A 14,797-nucleotide genomic window follows, 5' to 3' on the forward strand; every position below is an offset into this window, starting at 1 on the left:
GCCGGGCCCTCCATGCCCCCCAATTGGGCCCCCCTGGGGTCGCGGCCCCCCACACCCCCCGGGGCGGGGGTTTGGGGGGGGGGCCCCCCCCCCCGGGGGGGGGGGCCCCCCCCGCCATTCCACTGCGAAGCGGCGCCTGGAGCATCGGACCCAAAGTGGAAACCGGTTTTGGGAAAATCCGATGCTCAAACAACGGCGGTGCCGCCACTCGCCCAACCGGCCGCCTAGCTCCCTGGGCGGCCGGCAGGGCGAAGCAACAGAGATGACGGGTGAGCCACGATGACTGCGGCGACAATGCAAAGAAACAAGCCTTCCGGCTTCAGGATCAGCAAGAAAGTGCTGCCCTATGTGCTCAGCCTGCCGGCCCTGCTCGTCTGCATCGGCATCCTGATCCCGTTCTTCACATCGGTCGTCTATTCGTTGCAGCGCTACCGGCTGAGCCAGCCCTGGGCGCGGCAGTTCAACTGGGGCGACAACTACATCTCGTTTTTCACCGACCCGAGGTTCTGGAACACGCTGGAGATATCGCTGCTCTATGCCGGCATCACCGTCCTGCTCGAACTGCTTCTCGGTCTCGGCATCGCCATGCTGCTGCAGAAGCGCTCGACGCTGAACAACTTCATCTCGATCATGCTGTTGATGCCGCTGATGACGGCGCCGGCGCTTGCCGCGCTGATGTGGAAGCTGATGACCAATCCCGGCTTTGGCGTGCTGAGCTATCTCGCCAGCCTGATCGGACTGCAGGATTTCCGCTGGGCCTCGTCGCCGTCGACCGCGCTTTTCACGGTGGTGCTTGTCGACATCTGGGTCTACACGCCTTTCATCATGATCCTGCTGCTTGCCGGCCTGCGCAGCCTGCCGACGCAGCCCTTCGAGGCGGCAGCACTTGACGGCGTGCCGCGGAGTTTCGTGTTCTTCCGCATCACCTTGCCGATGCTGACGCCCTATATCCTGACGGCGACGCTGTTTCGCCTGCTGGATTCCATACAGCAGTTCGACATCATCTATGCCATGACCCAGGGCGGTCCGGGCGACACGCTGACCGTCTTCCAGGTCGAGGCCTACCTCAACTTCTTCCAGTCGACCAATGTCGGCCGCTCGGCGGCGCTGATGATCATCCTCTGGGCGATCACCTATTTCCTCTCCAACATCTTCATCAAGAACTGGCTGCGGCTGCGCGAACGCGCCCGCGGCCTGGCATAGGAGGCTGAGATGGAACACACCTCGCTTCTCGAACGCATCCTGCGTGGCATAGCGCTGACGCTGGTCGTGATCTTCTTCATGTTCCCGATCGTCTGGATCCTCATGATGTCGTTCCAGACCAACGAGACCATCCTGCGGATTCCGCCGCAGCTTGTCTTCAAGCCGACGCTGGCCAACTACACCGCGCTGATCACCGGCAAACTGACCACGGCGGCCGGCACGCTCGACATCGCCTTCATGCGCAACCTGTGGAATTCGGTGTTCCTGTCGGTCACCTCGGTCGCCGTCGCGCTGCTGCTCGGCGTTCCCGCCGCTTACGCCTTTGCACGGCACAAATTCCGCGGCTCGGAGGACATCGCCTTCACGCTGCTGTCGTTCCGGTTCGCGCCGGCGCTGCTGGTGCTCCTGCCGCTCACCCTCTATTTCCAGAAGCTTGGACTGGCCAACACCTATATCGGGCTGATCTGGGTCTATCAGCTGATCTGCCTGCCGCTGATCCTGTGGATCGTGCGCGGCTATTTCGAGGACATCCCGGCCGATATCGAATACGCCTATCGCATTGCCGGCCATTCCTGGTTCGCCACCTTCCGCAAGATCGCGCTGCCGCTCGCCGGGCCCGGCATCGCGGCTGCCGGCCTGCTCGCCTTCATCTTCGCCTGGAACAATTTCATCTTCGCGCTCGTGCTCGCTTCGGCTGACAAGCAGCCGGTGACGGTCGGCGCGCTGGCCTTCATCACCTCCTCCGGCATCCAGTACGGCCAGATCTCGGCAGCGATCGTGCTGTCGATCACGCCGACGCTGGCGCTCGCCCTTTACGCGCAGCGCTATCTCGTCGAAGGCCTGTCGCTCGGTGCGGTGAAAGGATAGCTCCCGATGGCCAGCCTCGAATTGCGAAATGTCGTCAAGCGCTACAAGAGCCAGACTGTGCTCGACAATCTGTCGCTGAGCGTCGCCGACGGCGAAACCCTGGTCCTGTTCGGACCGTCCGGCGCCGGCAAGACGGTGCTGCTGCGGCTCGTCGCCGGCGTCATCGACCCGGATGAGGGAAAGATCTTCATCGGCGGCGAGGACATGACCGATCTCGATGCCGAGTTCCGCGGCGTCGGCATGGCATTCCAGAATTTCGCGCTGTTTCCGCACATGACTGCGTTCGACAACATCGCCACGCCGCTTCAGGCCAAGCGATCGTCGCAAGGTGCGATGAAGGCGGGCGTCGAGAGCGTCGCCAAGCTGCTGAAGATCGGCCACGTGCTCAGCCACAAGCCACGGGCGCTGTCCAACGGCCAGAAGCAGCGCACCGCGCTCGCCCGCGCTCTGGTCGGCTCGCCGCCGGTGCTGCTGCTTGACGACCCGCTGCGCAACGTCGATGCCAAACTGCGCTTCGAGATGCGGCTCGAACTGCCGAGGCTGCTGGCCGACCGTGGCGCGACCGTCGTCTACGTCACCCAGGACTACAAGGAGGCCATGGCGCTCGGCGACCGCATCGCGGTGATGTCGCAAGGCGTCATCAAGCAGCTCGGCACGCCCGAGCAAATCTATCGCGAGCCGGCCAACATCGAGATCGCGCGGCTGTTCGGCGATCCGACAATCAACCTGCTCGACGTCAAGCCGTCGCGCGATGCCAAGGGCATCTATGTCGGTCTGTCGAATGTCCAGGTCCATTTGACAGGCGCCTATGACGCGACGGTCGGCCGCGATTGCGTGATCGGCTTGCGGCCCGAAGCGCTGCGCTTCGTCGACGAAGGAACACCCGCTGCCATTCCGGTGACGGTCGAGGCGGAGACGCCGCTCAACGAAAAGATCGTCACGCTGGTGCGCACCGTGCGCGGCCGCGAAATCCTGGTCTCCCGGCCGGCCGGAACAGCGGGTCAAACCGAGGGCAGGGCCCATATCGCCATCGACGGCAAAAGCGCCCTGCTGTTCGATCGTGCCAGTGGCGACCGTATCGGCTCGAAAAACGTCGTCAATTTGCGCAGCGGAGAAGCGGCATGAGCCAGAGCGCACTCACCATTTCCGGGGTCGACAAATTCTACGGCCCGATCGACCGAGGTGTGCACGCCGTCCAGAATCTGACGATGGAAATCGACAAAGGCGAGATCGTCGCACTGCTCGGCTCGTCCGGCTGCGGCAAGACCTCGACATTGCGCATGATCGCCGGCTTCGAAGAGGTCTCGCGCGGCAGCATTTCGGTTGCTGGCCGCAAGGTGCACACGCTGCCGCCGGTCAAGCGTAATGTGGCGATGGCGTTCGAGGGCTATTCGCTGTATCCGCCGCTGACCGTGCGCGAGAACATGGCGTTTGCGCTGAAGGCGGCCAGGCTGCCGAAAAGTCAGGTCGACGCGAAAGTTGCCAGCATCGCCAAGCTGCTCGAGATCGAGGACATTCTTGAGCGCTATCCGAGTTCCATCTCCGGCGGCCAGCAGCAGCGCGCCAGCCTCGGCCGGGCACTGATCCGCGAGGCCGACCTGCATCTGCTGGACGAGCCGATGGGCCAGCTCGAGCCGCAGCTTCGCGCCGTGCTGCGCGGCCGCATCAAGCACTTCATCAAGGAGCGCGGCCTGACCGCGATCCTGGTCACCCACGACCAGACCGAGGCCAACGCGCTTGCCGACCGGATCGCGGTTATGGAAGGCGGCGTGTTGCAGCAGTTCGACACGCCCGATATGCTCAAGCAGCGGCCGGCCAACCTGTTCACCGGCACCTTCGTCGGCGAGCCGCCGATGAATGTCTTCGAGGCCTATGTCGGCACGGCTGCCGACAAGATCAATCTGCGGCTGCCCGACGGGCTTTCACTCGACTATGACACGGACGCGTTCAGTGGCTCGGTTCGCGACGAACTGCTCAAACGCGAGCGGGTCGTCATCGGTGTCAGGCCCTATGCGGTTCGCCGCTCGAAGGACGGCGTGCCGGCCACGGTTTCGGCCAACCAATGGCTCGGCGACCAGACCCATATCGCGGCGGATTTCGCCGGCGGCTCGCTGGTCCTGGTCGAACATGATCGGACACGGCTGGAGCTTGGCGCGCCGATCAACATCAGCATCGATCCGAAAAACCTGCACGTCTTCGATCAATCCAGCGGCATGGCCATTTCGCACGGCATGGAGCTTGCCTGATGCGGGATGTGCTGATCGGCGTCGACGCCGGCACGTCTGTCATCAAATCCGTCGCCTTCGACACGGCGGGCCGGCAGCTCGCGGCCGCGGCGGTGCCGAACCGGTACGAGACCTTGCCGGGCGGCGGCGCCGAGCAGGATATGGCGCGCACCTGGGCCGATACCACGACCACATTGCGCCAGCTTGCCGACAAGGTGCCGGACCTCGCCAGCCGCATCATTGCGATCGCCGTGACCGGGCAGGGCGACGGCACCTGGCTGATCGACAAGGACGGTGAGCCGATCGCCAAGGGCTGGCTGTGGCTCGACGCGCGCGCTGCCGCCATCGTCGAGGAGATCCGAGCGCGGCCCGATGACCGGCTTCGTTTCGAAAAGACCGGCAGCGGGCTCGCCGCCTGCCAACAGGGGCCGCAGCTTGCCTTCATGAAGCGCAACGCGCCCGACAGGCTTGCCGGCGCCGCGACGGCATTCCATTGCAAGGACTGGCTCTATTTCAAGCTCACCGGCGAACGCGCCACCGATCCTTCCGAGGGCACCTTCACCTTTGGCGACTTCCGCACCCGCGGCTATTGCGACGAGGTGCTTGAGGTGCTCGGCGTTGCCGATCTCAGGCATCTGCTGCCGCCGATCGTCGACGGCACCAGGCATAGCACCGGCCTGTCTGCGGCGGCTGCCGAAGCGACCGGGCTGCTTTCCGGTACGCCGGTGGTGCTGGCCTATGTCGACGTGGCCTGCACCGCGCTCGGCGCCGGCCTGCTCGATCGCGAGCGCAAGCCCGGCTGCTCCATCATCGGCTCCACCGGCATGCATATGCGGCTTGCGCAGACGCCGGACGAGGTGCTGCTCAACGAGGCCAGGACCGGCTACACGATGACGATGCCGGCGCCCGGCGTCTTTGCGCAGATGCAGTCGAACATGGCGGCGACGCTCAACATCGATTGGGTCCTTGGCCTCGCCTCCGGTATTCTCGCCTCGCAAGGCATCACCCGCAGCAATGGCGAGATGATCGCGCTGGTCGACGAATGGATATCGTCATCTGAACCGGCCTCGCTGCTCTATCAGCCCTATGTGTCGGAGGCCGGTGAGCGCGGGCCGTTCGTCGATGCCAACGCCAGGGCCGGTTTCGTCGGCATTTCGTCGCGACACGGTTATGCCGATATGGTCCGCGCTGTTTTTGAGGGGCTGGCATTCGCGTCGCGCGATTGCTACGCCGCCATGGGGCCGCTGCCGAGCGAAATCCGGCTGACCGGCGGCGCCGCCAGAAGCCCGGCTCTGCGCAAGATCCTGGGCGCTGTCGTCGGCGCCGACATTCGCACCAGCCAACGCGAGGAAGCCGGTGCGGCGGGCGCCGCGATGATCGCTGCGGTCTGCGTCGGCCAATACGGGTCGATGGACGAATGCGTCGGCGAATGGGTCACGCCGCTGCTTGCCGCGGCGGAGCCGAGCGACCGAAAACTTGCCGCGATCTATGAACGGGTGGTTCCGTCCTACACATTGGCGCATGAGGCGCTGCGGCCGGTCTGGCGATCGATGGCCGCATCCAGGGCAAACTGAGAAGTCGAGCATGCGTAAGAAGATTGCAATCATTGGCGACCGCTTCATGCTTCCCGAGGTGTTTCGCGAGAAAATCGAGAAGGCCTGCGGCGACGACCTCGACATTCGCACCCTTGAGGCGGCCTGGCCCGACGAGCCGATGGAATTCGGCAATGCGGCGCTCGGCCTCGACAAGGTGAAGGAGTATTTTGGCGATCCGGACGAGGTGGTCGATTTCATTGGCGACGCCGAGATCTTCGTCACCCAGCTTGCGCCGCTCTCCGAGTCCATGATGCAGCGTCTGCCCACGCTGAAGCTGGTTGCGGTCTCGCGCGGCGGCCCGATCAACATCGACATGGTTGCCGCCAAGGCCCACGGCATCACCGTCGTCAATGTGCCCGGCCGCAATGCAAGTGCTGTGGCCGAGTTCACCATCGGTGCGATCCTTGCCGAGACGCGGCTGATCCGGGTCGGGCACGAAGCATTGCGCAAGGGGGAATGGCGCGGCGATCTCTACCGTGCCGACCGCACCGGCCGCGAGCTCAACGAAATGACCGTCGGCGTCATCGGCTATGGCAATATCGGCACCAAGGTTGTCCGGCTGCTGCGCGCCTTCGGCTGCCGCATCCTGGTCACCGATCCCTATGTGCAATTGAGCGCCGAAGACCGCAATGCCGGCGTCGAGCTGGTCGCGCTGGACGATCTCCTGTCCCGCTCTGATGTGGTCACGCTTCATCCCCGGGTGACCGAGGAAACCCGCGGCCTGATCAACAAGGATACCATCGCCCGGATGAAGCCGGGGGTGATTTTCGTCAACACCGCACGCGGGCCGCTGGTCGACTACGACGCGCTCTACGATGCGCTTGTCTCTGGCCATATCGGCAGCGCCATGCTGGAGACCTTCGCGGTCGAGCCGGTGCCTGCCGATTGGCCGCTGCTGCAGCTTCCGAATGTCACCCTGACGCCGCATATCGCCGGCGCGTCGGTGCGCACGGTGACCTATGCGGCCGAGCAGGCGGCCGAAGAGGTGCGCCGCTTTATCGCCGGGCTCCCGCCGGTCAACCCGTGCTGAAGGTCGCGGCAGCCATGAAACGCAATCCAGGCATAGAGGATCCGGCGAGATGAATGGCGCCACTGAAATCGTCGATTTGTTCGTCATCGGCGGTGGCGTCAATGGCGCCGGCATCGCGCGCGACGCAGTCGGCCGCGGGCTTTCCGTCATCCTGTGCGAAAAAGACGATCTCGCCGAAGGCACCAGTTCGCGATCGGGAAAGCTCGTCCATGGCGGCCTGCGCTATCTCGAATACTACGAATTCCGGCTGGTGCGCGAGGCGCTGATCGAACGCGAAGTGCTGCTTGAATCGGCGCCGCACATCATCTGGCCGATGCGCTTCGTGCTGCCGCACAGCCCGGACGACCGGCCGGCCTGGTTGGTCCGGCTCGGTCTGTTCCTCTACGACCATCTCGGCGGCCGCAAGCGGCTGCCGGGCACCCGCACGCTCAACCTGCGCACCGCGCCCGAAGGCGCACCGATCAAGGATGCGTTCAAGCGCGGTTTCGAATATTCCGATTGCTGGGTCGACGACGCCCGTCTCGTCGTCATCAATGCGCTCGACGCTGCGGAACGGGGAGCCAGGATCTTCACCCGGACCGCCTGCACCGCCGCCCGCCGTGAAAACGACCTGTGGTCAGTCGAGATGCGCGACAGCCGAACCGGCGTCAGGACCACGGTTCGGGCGCGTGCGCTGATCAACGCCGCCGGTCCCTGGGTCAACGACATCATCAACCGCGTGGCCGGCCAGAACTCCAAGCGGAATGTCCGGCTGGTCAAGGGCAGCCACATCGTCGTGCCGAAATTCTGGGAAGGGCGGCAGGCCTATCTCGTCCAGAACAGCGACAAGCGCGTGATCTTCATCAATCCCTACCAGAACGATCTGGCCCTGATCGGCACCACCGATATTCCCTATGATGGGCGGCCGGAAGACGTAGCGGCGGATGCCAGCGAGGTCGACTACCTGATCAAGGTGGTCAACCGCTACTTCAAACGCGAGCTTGCGCGCGATGATGTCATCTACTCATTCTCGGGCGTCAGGCCGCTCTATGACGACAACGCCGACAATCCGAGCGCGGTGACGCGCGACTATATTTTCGAACTCGACGCATCATCCGGGCAGGCGCCGCTGCTCTCCGTCTTCGGCGGCAAGATCACCACCTTCCGCAAACTGGCCGAGCATGCGCTGGACCGGATCGCCCCGTTCCTTCCGAAAATGGGCAAGCCATGGACGTCGAAAGGCTACCTGCCGGGCGGCGATATCGCCAACGCCGACTTTGAGCAGTTTCTCGGCGATCTCGGCCGCGAATATCCCTGGATGCCGGCATCGCTGGTCAAGCACTATGGCCGGCTCTACGGCACCAGGACGCGCGTTCTGGTCGGTGCGTCCAGGTCGCTCACCGATCTGGGGCGGTGCTTCGGCAAGGATTTTTTCGAACGCGAGGCGAGTTATTTGTTCGAGCATGAATGGGCGCTGACCGCTGCCGATATTCTCGAACGGCGCACCAAGCACGGCCTGCATCTGTCCGCCGCGGAAAGAGCCGCCTTCGAGGACTGGTGCGTTGGCCGACTGGTGAGGGCAGGCTGATGACTTTTACGCTTTCCCTCAACACCAATCCGCTGGTCAACCGTTTTGCCGAACCGGACGATCTGATCGACGCGATCGCTTACGACATCGGCATTCGTGACGTGCAGCTCACGCATGAATTCGTCAATCCCGGCTGGTCAGCGGCGACGATCTCGAAGTTCGTCCGCCTGTTCCGCACGGCGCTCGACCGCACCGGCGTGCGCGTGACGTCCGGGATGACCGGCCCTTATGGGCGGCTCAACCATTTCGGCCATCCGGACGCCGATGTGCGCCGCTACTACGTCGATTGGTTCAAGACCTTTGCCGACATTTCGGCCGAGCTCGGCGCCAGCGGCATGGGCACGCAGTTCGCGATCTTCACACACAGGGATTTTGACGATCCGGAGCGTCGCGCGCGGCTTTTCGAGATCGCACTGGAATGCTGGCGCGAGGTCGCCGAGCACGCCAGGGCGGCCGGATTGACCTATCTGTTCTGGGAGCCGATGTCGGTCGGCCGCGAATTCGGCCACACGATCGAGAGCTGCCGGGCCCTGCACAACCAGATCGAAGCGGCCGGCATGGCCATCCCGCTGAAGATGATGGTCGATATCGACCATGGCGACGTCACCTCGAGCAATCCGGACGACATCGACCCCTATGCTTGGGCCGAAGCCTTTCCCAGGGTATCGCCGATCATCCACGTCAAGCAGTCGTCGATGAACAAGGGCGGCCATTGGCCGTTCATCGCCGCCTACAACAAGGACGGCCGCATCACGCCGGAAAAACTTTTGGCGACGGTTCGGCGCGGCGGCGGCGTCGACAACGAGATCTGCCTCGAACTGTCGTTCCGCGAACGCGAGCCGGTCGACCACCAGGTCGTCGCGATGATCCGCGAGTCGGTTGACCACTGGGCGCCGTTTATCGAGACCGGCAGGACGGCACTCTTGCCGCGAGCAGGATAGGTGAACAGGAGCCGCTGCGGCTCCTGTTCAGAACCAGAATACGTCAGCCGAATTTCGGGTCGAGACTGCCCGACTTGTAGCGCTTGGCCATTTCCGAGACGGGCAGCGGCTTGATCTTGGGGGCGTTGCCGGCGGTGCCGAACTGCTCGAAGCGCTCCTTGCACAGCTTCCTCATCGCGGCCATTGCCGGCGTCAGATATTTGCGCGGATCGAACTCGCTCGGGTTCTCGGTCAGCACCCTGCGGATCGCGCCGGTCAGCGCCATGCGGTTGTCGGTGTCGATGTTGATCTTGCGCACGCCGTGCTTGATGCCGCGCTGGATCTCCTCGACCGGCACACCCCATGTCGGCTTCATCTGGCCGCCATATTTGTTGATGATCTCCTGCAGTTCTTCCGGCACCGAGGATGAGCCGTGCATGACCAGGTGCATGTTCGGCAGGCGGCGGTGGATCTCCTCGATCACGTTCATGGCGAGCACCGCGCCGTCCGGCTTGCGCGAGAACTTGTAGGCGCCGTGGCTGGTGCCCATGGCGACGGCCAGCGCATCGACATGCGTGTCCTTGACGAACTGCACCGCCTGCTCCGGATCGGTCAGCAGCTGGTCGTGGCTGACGGCGCCCTCGACGCCGTGGCCGTCTTCCTGTTCGCCGCCGCCCATCTCCAGGGATCCGAGAACGCCGATCTCGCCTTCCACCGACACGCCGCCCCAATGCGCCATGTCGACGACGCGCCGCGTGATGCCGGAATTATAGTCGTAGTCGGCCGGCGTCTTGCCGTCCTCCTTCAGCGATCCGTCCATCATCACCGAGGTGAAGCCGTGCTGGATCGCGGTCACGCAGGTGGCTTCGTTGTTGCCATGGTCGAGATGCATGCAGACCGGGATATCGGGATGGATCTCGACCAGCGCGTCGATCAGCTTGGCCAGCACGACGTCGTTGGCATAGGCGCGGGCGCCGCGGCTCGCCTGCAGGATGACAGGCGATTTGGTCTCCTCGGCCGCCTCCATGATGGCAAGGCCCTGTTCCATATTGTTCATGTTGAAGGCAGGCACGCCATAGCCGTGTTCGGCGGCATGGTCGAGCAATTGTCTCAATGTGATGCGAGCCACCCAATAGTCTCCCGTATTTTGTTTCAAGCCTATGGTTTGCGAGCTGTCCGGTCGTCATTCAGCCCATTGATGCTTCTGGCCGGATTTCCGGAGAATCGCAACCTTTGGCCAAGGCGCCGGGAGCAATTCTTGTTACAAGACAGCAATCAGAAGCGAATAATATCCCAAGGAAATGTAACATCATCACAAATGATTGGGTGACTATGCGATTTCCTCTGTTATAATGGCTTTGGCTCGCCGTTTCCGCCACCGCGGATTCGCAGCGGACCGGGATCAGGAAACAGGCTGGACAATCTAGACGATGAAGAGCGACGGCCGGCGGCAAGGGATCATGGATTTTCTGATGGACACCGGCACGGCCAGTGTCGATGACCTTGCCTCGCGCTTCGGCGTGTCGAAGATGACCGTCCATCGCGACCTCGACGAGCTCGAGGAAAGCGGCTTCCTGCGCAAGATACGCGGCGGCGCCTCGATCCAGCCGAGCGGCCTTTTCGAGAGTGATTTTCGCTACCGTCAGAAGCAGGCCGCCGAGGAGAAGCAGCGCCTGGCGGTTGCCGCCGTGGCTGTCATCGAACCGGGCCAGACGGTGATCATCGATGACGGCTCGACGGCGGGCGGCATTGCGCGCCACCTTGCGGATCTCCGCCCGCTGACGGTGATCTCCAACAATCTGGCCGTCATCCAGGATCTGGCAGGCGTTGGAGGGATCACCCTGATCGCGCTCGGCGGCCAGTACAGCAAGAAGTTCCACGGTTTCTTCGGCCTGCTTGCCGAGGACACTCTGAGATCCTTGCGCGCCGATGTCGCCTTCCTGTCTTCGTCGGCCATCCACGGCGTTTCCGCCTTCCACCAGGACCAGGAAGTGGTCCATACCAAGCGGCTGATGATGGCCGCGGCCGCCCGCAAATATCTGCTGGTCGATCACGGCAAATTCGGCCGCACGGCCCTGCATTTCCTGACCGATCTCAAGGCGTTCGACGCCGTCTTCACCGGTCGCGAACTGGAAACGCAGATGCGCGAGGCGCTGGATGCCGCCGGCGTTTCGCTAACACTAGTCGAGAAGGACTAGACCATGATCCCGAAAAGTGGGAACCGGTTTTCGGAAAAGATCATGGTCAAAGAAGAAGATAGAGCCCCATAAACAGGCTCTAGAAGGAGGACGCATGGTTTACTGGGTTGGCACAAGCTGGAAAATGAACAAGACGCTTGCCGAGTCGATTGACTTCGCCGGCGCGCTGGCAAGGTTCGTCCCCGGTTTCGACGACCGTATCCAGCCCTTCGTCATCCCACCCTTCACGGCGGTTCGCGAGGTCAAGAAGGCGTTGGCGATCACGCGGGTCAAGGTCGGTGCCCAGAACATGCATTGGGCCGACGCCGGAGCCTGGACCGGGGAGATCTCGCCGGTGATGCTGACGGATTGCGGGCTCGACCTCGTCGAACTCGGCCATAGCGAACGGCGCGAGCATTTCGGCGAGACCGACAATTCGGTTGGCCTTAAGACCGCAGCGGCGGTGAAACACGGGCTTGTGCCGCTCATCTGCGTCGGCGAAACATTGGCGCAACGCAACAGCGGCCAGGCCGATTCGGTGCTGGCCTTGCAGGTGCATGGCGCGCTGCAATATCTCGAAGGCCAGGCAAAGGCGGCGACGATCCTGTTTGCTTACGAGCCGGTCTGGGCGATCGGCGACAAGGGCATTCCGGCAAGTGCCGACTATGCCGACAGGCAGCAGGCGCTGATCAAGAAGATCGCCGGCGATCTTCTGCCGTCCACACCACCAGTGCTTTATGGCGGCAGCGTCAATCCGCAAAATGCCGCCGAGCTGATCGGCCAGCCTCATATCGACGGGCTGTTCATCGGCCGCTCCGCCTGGCAGGCAGAAGGCTATATCGACATCCTTCAACGCGCCTCGGCGGCGATCTGAAGCAAACGAACAGGAAAGGACAGAAAAAATGAAAATAGCCATTGGAGCCGACAGCGCCGGCAAGCCGCTGCTCGACGTCATCGCCGCTCACCTGGCCACCAAACCCGGCCTCGCCGTCAGCGATCTCAGCCAGGCGGGTTACTATGCCGATCTTTCGCAGAAGCTCGCCCAGACGATCCTCGACGGCGAGAACGATCGCGGAATCCTGTTTTGCGGCACCGGCATCGGCGTTTCCATCTCGGCCAACAAGGTGCCCGGCATTCGCGCCGCACTCACCCACGACACCTATTCGGCGGAGCGCGCGGCCAAATCCAACAATGCCCAGATCATCACCATGGGCGCCCGCGTCATCGGCCCGGAACTGGCCAAGTCGATCGTCGACGCCTGGCTCGCATCGGAGTTCGACGAAAACGGGCCATCGGCCGGCAATGTCCAGGCGATCGACAGACTCGACGCGGCGAAGCTGGGCTAATACATGTCGCCCAAAAGTGCGCAGCGGTTTTGGGACAACGACATGTATAAAACAGAAGCTTAAGCGCGTCGCATTAATGCGATGCTCTTAAGCTAGGCTCTTCCGCATCGCGCCAATGACGGTGACCGCCGACGCCGCGCCGGGGTCGATGTGTCCGAGCGACCGCTCGCCGAGCCGCGACGAGCGGCCCTTCGCGGCGATCATATCCTTGGTCGCCTCGGCGCCCCGTTCGGCTGCTTCGAGCGCGGCTGCCAGGCTTTCGGACAGGGTCTTGCCGGCGGCATGGGCAGCGGCCGCGGCTTGCGCCGCTGGCAGCCAGGCGTCGACCATCGTCTTCTCGCCGATCTCCGCCTTGCCGCGATCCTGGATGCCTTGCGCCATTGCCTGGAACAGGGCGACGACGTCGGCGCCCGCCAACCTTGCCTTGCCCTTGACGGCAGCCGCGCCGCGCATGAAGGCCGTCGCGTAGAGCGGGCCCGACGAGGCGCCGACGGCGTTGAGGAACGACTTCGCCGCAGTGTTGAGGAGAACAGTCGGCTCGGTTGCCGTGAGCTCCAGAGGGGCCAGCGCATCGCGCACCGCGCCAAAGCCGAGCGCCATGGCGATGCCATGATCGGCGTCGCCGATAACCCCGTCGAGTTGGCAGAGCCTGTCCTTATCGGCTTCGATCGCCATCGCGATCGCATCGAACATTCTTTTCAGATCGGCTGCATCGATGGATGTCATGGATGCACCTTCAGCCGGCGCGGAACATGGCGCAGTCGCAAGGATGGTCGAGCATCGTCTGCAATTCGGCGTCGAGATGCATCAGCGTCACCGAGGCGCCGGCCATTTCGAGCGAGGTGCAATAATTGCCGACCCAGGTCGCGTGAACTGACACGCCGATGTCATCGAGCCGCTGCTTGACGCGCCGGTTCATGATGTAGAGCTCCATCAGCGGCGTCGAGCCGAGCGAATTGACGAGCACGGCGACCCTGTCGCCGCGTGCCGGCGCTATCTCGTCGAGGATCTTGTCGAGCATCTCGTCGGTGATCTCGTCGGCGGTTTTCAGTTTTCCGCGGGCAATGCCCGGCTCGCCATGGATGCCCATGCCGATCTCCATCTCGTCCGGTCCGATCTCGAAATTCGGCCGGCGGGTCTGCGGCAGCGAACAGGGCGACAGCGCCACGCCCATGGTGAAGGTGTGATCGTTGGCCTTCCTGGCGATGCGCTCGCATTCGTCGAATGACAGCATCCGCTCGCAGGCGGCACCAGCGGCCTTGAAGATGAAGAAATTGCCGGCGACACCACGGCGCTTTTGCCTCTGGTCGCGCGGCGCCGATGCCACGTCGTCGGTGGTCAGCACGGTGCGCACCTCGATGTCATCCATCGCCGCCATCTCTGCGGCCATGTCGAAATTCATCACGTCGCCGGCATAGTTGCCATACATGAACAGCACGCCGGCGCCGCCGCTGGCCGCCTTGGCGCATTCGAGGATCGGGTCCGGCGGCGGCGAGGCAAAGACGTTGCCGATCGCCGCCGCGTCGGCCAGCCCCTTGCCGACGAAGCCGAGGAAGGTCGGCTCGTGGCCGGAGCCGCCGCCGATGACGAGGCCAACCTTGCCCTGGCGAGGTCCATCGCGGGCAACAATCGAGCGTGGGCTGCCCTCCATGCTTGTGAGATGGCGGGGATGCGCGGCCAGAATGCCCTCCAGCATCTCGTCGACAGTGCGGTTGCCGTCGTTGATGATCTTCTTGGTCTGCACCGGCAGCCTCCCGATTTCGGTATTTTCGCAGATAGTACAGCGTGTTACCGGAATTTCCACCCGGGGACGGACATTTCACGCGGCAATATGTTCCCGCGCGGCCAGGATCTGCATGCAGGCGTG

14 protein-coding genes are annotated in these 14,797 nt (G+C 63.6%); 11 read left to right on the forward strand and 3 right to left on the reverse strand.

Going from position 1 to position 14,797, the window contains the following annotated elements:
* Positions 1-279: 279 nt before the first annotated feature.
* The 8 genes from AC0L16_RS21555 to AC0L16_RS21590 are packed head-to-tail and all read left to right on the forward strand — an operon-like array spanning position 280 to position 9,428.
* On the forward strand, positions 280-1,203 hold the full coding sequence (locus AC0L16_RS21555) for a carbohydrate ABC transporter permease (RefSeq protein WP_473623118.1): 924 nt from the start codon (positions 280-282) through the stop codon (positions 1,201-1,203).
* Positions 1,204-1,212: 9 nt separating this feature from the next.
* The gene (locus AC0L16_RS21560) at positions 1,213-2,070 is read left to right on the forward strand and encodes a carbohydrate ABC transporter permease (protein ID WP_023800184.1); all 858 of its coding nucleotides are present in this window, start codon (positions 1,213-1,215) and stop codon (positions 2,068-2,070) included.
* A 6-nt stretch (positions 2,071-2,076) separates the two neighbouring features.
* Positions 2,077-3,195 carry an ABC transporter ATP-binding protein gene (locus AC0L16_RS21565; RefSeq protein ID WP_473623119.1) on the forward strand — a complete coding sequence of 373 codons (1,119 nt, stop codon included), beginning with the start codon at positions 2,077-2,079 and terminating at the stop codon, positions 3,193-3,195.
* Complete coding sequence (locus tag AC0L16_RS21570; RefSeq protein WP_473623120.1) at positions 3,192-4,316, forward strand: ABC transporter ATP-binding protein; 1,125 nt, start codon at positions 3,192-3,194, stop codon at positions 4,314-4,316. The genes AC0L16_RS21565 and AC0L16_RS21570 overlap by 4 nt, the downstream gene beginning before the upstream one ends.
* On the forward strand, positions 4,316-5,869 hold the full coding sequence (locus tag AC0L16_RS21575; RefSeq protein ID WP_473623122.1) for an FGGY family carbohydrate kinase: 1,554 nt from the start codon (positions 4,316-4,318) through the stop codon (positions 5,867-5,869). Before AC0L16_RS21570 ends, AC0L16_RS21575 begins: the two co-directional genes overlap by 1 nt.
* 10 nt (positions 5,870-5,879) lie before the next feature.
* Complete coding sequence (locus AC0L16_RS21580; RefSeq protein WP_473623123.1) at positions 5,880-6,920, forward strand: 2-hydroxyacid dehydrogenase; 1,041 nt, start codon at positions 5,880-5,882, stop codon at positions 6,918-6,920.
* Between the two features lie 49 nt (positions 6,921-6,969).
* Positions 6,970-8,487 (forward strand): glycerol-3-phosphate dehydrogenase, encoded by a 1,518-nt coding sequence (locus AC0L16_RS21585; RefSeq protein ID WP_473623124.1) that lies wholly within the window; start codon positions 6,970-6,972, stop codon positions 8,485-8,487.
* Positions 8,487-9,428, forward strand: a complete 942-nt coding sequence (locus tag AC0L16_RS21590) for a sugar phosphate isomerase/epimerase family protein (protein ID WP_473623126.1) — start codon at positions 8,487-8,489, stop codon at positions 9,426-9,428. The genes AC0L16_RS21585 and AC0L16_RS21590 overlap by 1 nt, the downstream gene beginning before the upstream one ends.
* A 43-nt stretch (positions 9,429-9,471) precedes the next feature.
* Here the strand turns inward: AC0L16_RS21590 and fba are convergent, their stop codons facing one another.
* Positions 9,472-10,536, reverse strand: a complete 1,065-nt coding sequence (gene fba, locus AC0L16_RS21595) for a class II fructose-bisphosphate aldolase (protein ID WP_473623127.1) — start codon at positions 10,534-10,536, stop codon at positions 9,472-9,474.
* A 301-nt stretch (positions 10,537-10,837) separates the two neighbouring features.
* On the opposite strand from fba, the gene AC0L16_RS21600 reads away from it, so the two are divergent.
* The 3 genes from AC0L16_RS21600 to derI all read left to right on the forward strand — a co-directional run bounded on the left by AC0L16_RS21600 (position 10,838) and on the right by derI (position 12,930).
* The gene (locus AC0L16_RS21600; protein ID WP_473623129.1) at positions 10,838-11,605 is read left to right on the forward strand and encodes a DeoR/GlpR family DNA-binding transcription regulator; all 768 of its coding nucleotides are present in this window, start codon (positions 10,838-10,840) and stop codon (positions 11,603-11,605) included.
* 94 nt (positions 11,606-11,699) lie between these two features.
* Positions 11,700-12,458, forward strand: coding sequence for a triose-phosphate isomerase (locus tag AC0L16_RS21605; protein ID WP_473623130.1), 759 nt, complete (start codon positions 11,700-11,702; stop codon positions 12,456-12,458).
* Positions 12,459-12,486: 28 nt separating this feature from the next.
* Entirely contained in the window at positions 12,487-12,930 is a 444-nt protein-coding gene (gene derI / locus AC0L16_RS21610; RefSeq protein ID WP_254018744.1) for a D-erythrulose-4-phosphate isomerase, read from the forward strand.
* A gap of 87 nt (positions 12,931-13,017) precedes the next feature.
* Here derI and dhaL read toward each other — a convergent pair whose 3' ends face one another.
* Both dhaL and AC0L16_RS21620 read right to left on the reverse strand, forming a co-directional pair.
* Positions 13,018-13,656 (reverse strand): dihydroxyacetone kinase subunit DhaL, encoded by a 639-nt coding sequence (gene dhaL / locus AC0L16_RS21615; protein ID WP_473623132.1) that lies wholly within the window; start codon positions 13,654-13,656, stop codon positions 13,018-13,020.
* A 10-nt stretch (positions 13,657-13,666) separates the two neighbouring features.
* Positions 13,667-14,674, reverse strand: a complete 1,008-nt coding sequence (locus AC0L16_RS21620; protein WP_473623134.1) for a dihydroxyacetone kinase subunit DhaK — start codon at positions 14,672-14,674, stop codon at positions 13,667-13,669.
* Between the last annotated feature and the right edge of the window lie 123 nt (positions 14,675-14,797).

The organism is Mesorhizobium sp. WSM4848, assembly GCF_055811375.1.

Bases quoted from the DNA above. Each gene is read 5' to 3' on its own strand.
- AC0L16_RS21555 (WP_473623118.1), top strand. From the start codon at position 280: ATGACTGCGGCGACAATGCAAAGAAACAAGCCTTCCGGCTTCAGGATC.
- AC0L16_RS21560 (WP_023800184.1), top strand. From the start codon at position 1,213: ATGGAACACACCTCGCTTCTCGAACGCATCCTGCGTGGCATAGCGCTG.
- AC0L16_RS21565 (WP_473623119.1), top strand. From the start codon at position 2,077: ATGGCCAGCCTCGAATTGCGAAATGTCGTCAAGCGCTACAAGAGCCAG.
- AC0L16_RS21570 (WP_473623120.1), top strand. From the start codon at position 3,192: ATGAGCCAGAGCGCACTCACCATTTCCGGGGTCGACAAATTCTACGGC.
- AC0L16_RS21575 (WP_473623122.1), top strand. From the start codon at position 4,316: ATGCGGGATGTGCTGATCGGCGTCGACGCCGGCACGTCTGTCATCAAA.
- AC0L16_RS21580 (WP_473623123.1), top strand. From the start codon at position 5,880: ATGCGTAAGAAGATTGCAATCATTGGCGACCGCTTCATGCTTCCCGAG.
- AC0L16_RS21585 (WP_473623124.1), top strand. From the start codon at position 6,970: ATGAATGGCGCCACTGAAATCGTCGATTTGTTCGTCATCGGCGGTGGC.
- AC0L16_RS21590 (WP_473623126.1), top strand. From the start codon at position 8,487: ATGACTTTTACGCTTTCCCTCAACACCAATCCGCTGGTCAACCGTTTT.
- AC0L16_RS21600 (WP_473623129.1), top strand. From the start codon at position 10,838: ATGAAGAGCGACGGCCGGCGGCAAGGGATCATGGATTTTCTGATGGAC.
- AC0L16_RS21605 (WP_473623130.1), top strand. From the start codon at position 11,700: ATGGTTTACTGGGTTGGCACAAGCTGGAAAATGAACAAGACGCTTGCC.
- derI (WP_254018744.1), top strand. From the start codon at position 12,487: ATGAAAATAGCCATTGGAGCCGACAGCGCCGGCAAGCCGCTGCTCGAC.
- dhaL (WP_473623132.1), bottom strand. From the start codon at position 13,656: ATGACATCCATCGATGCAGCCGATCTGAAAAGAATGTTCGATGCGATC.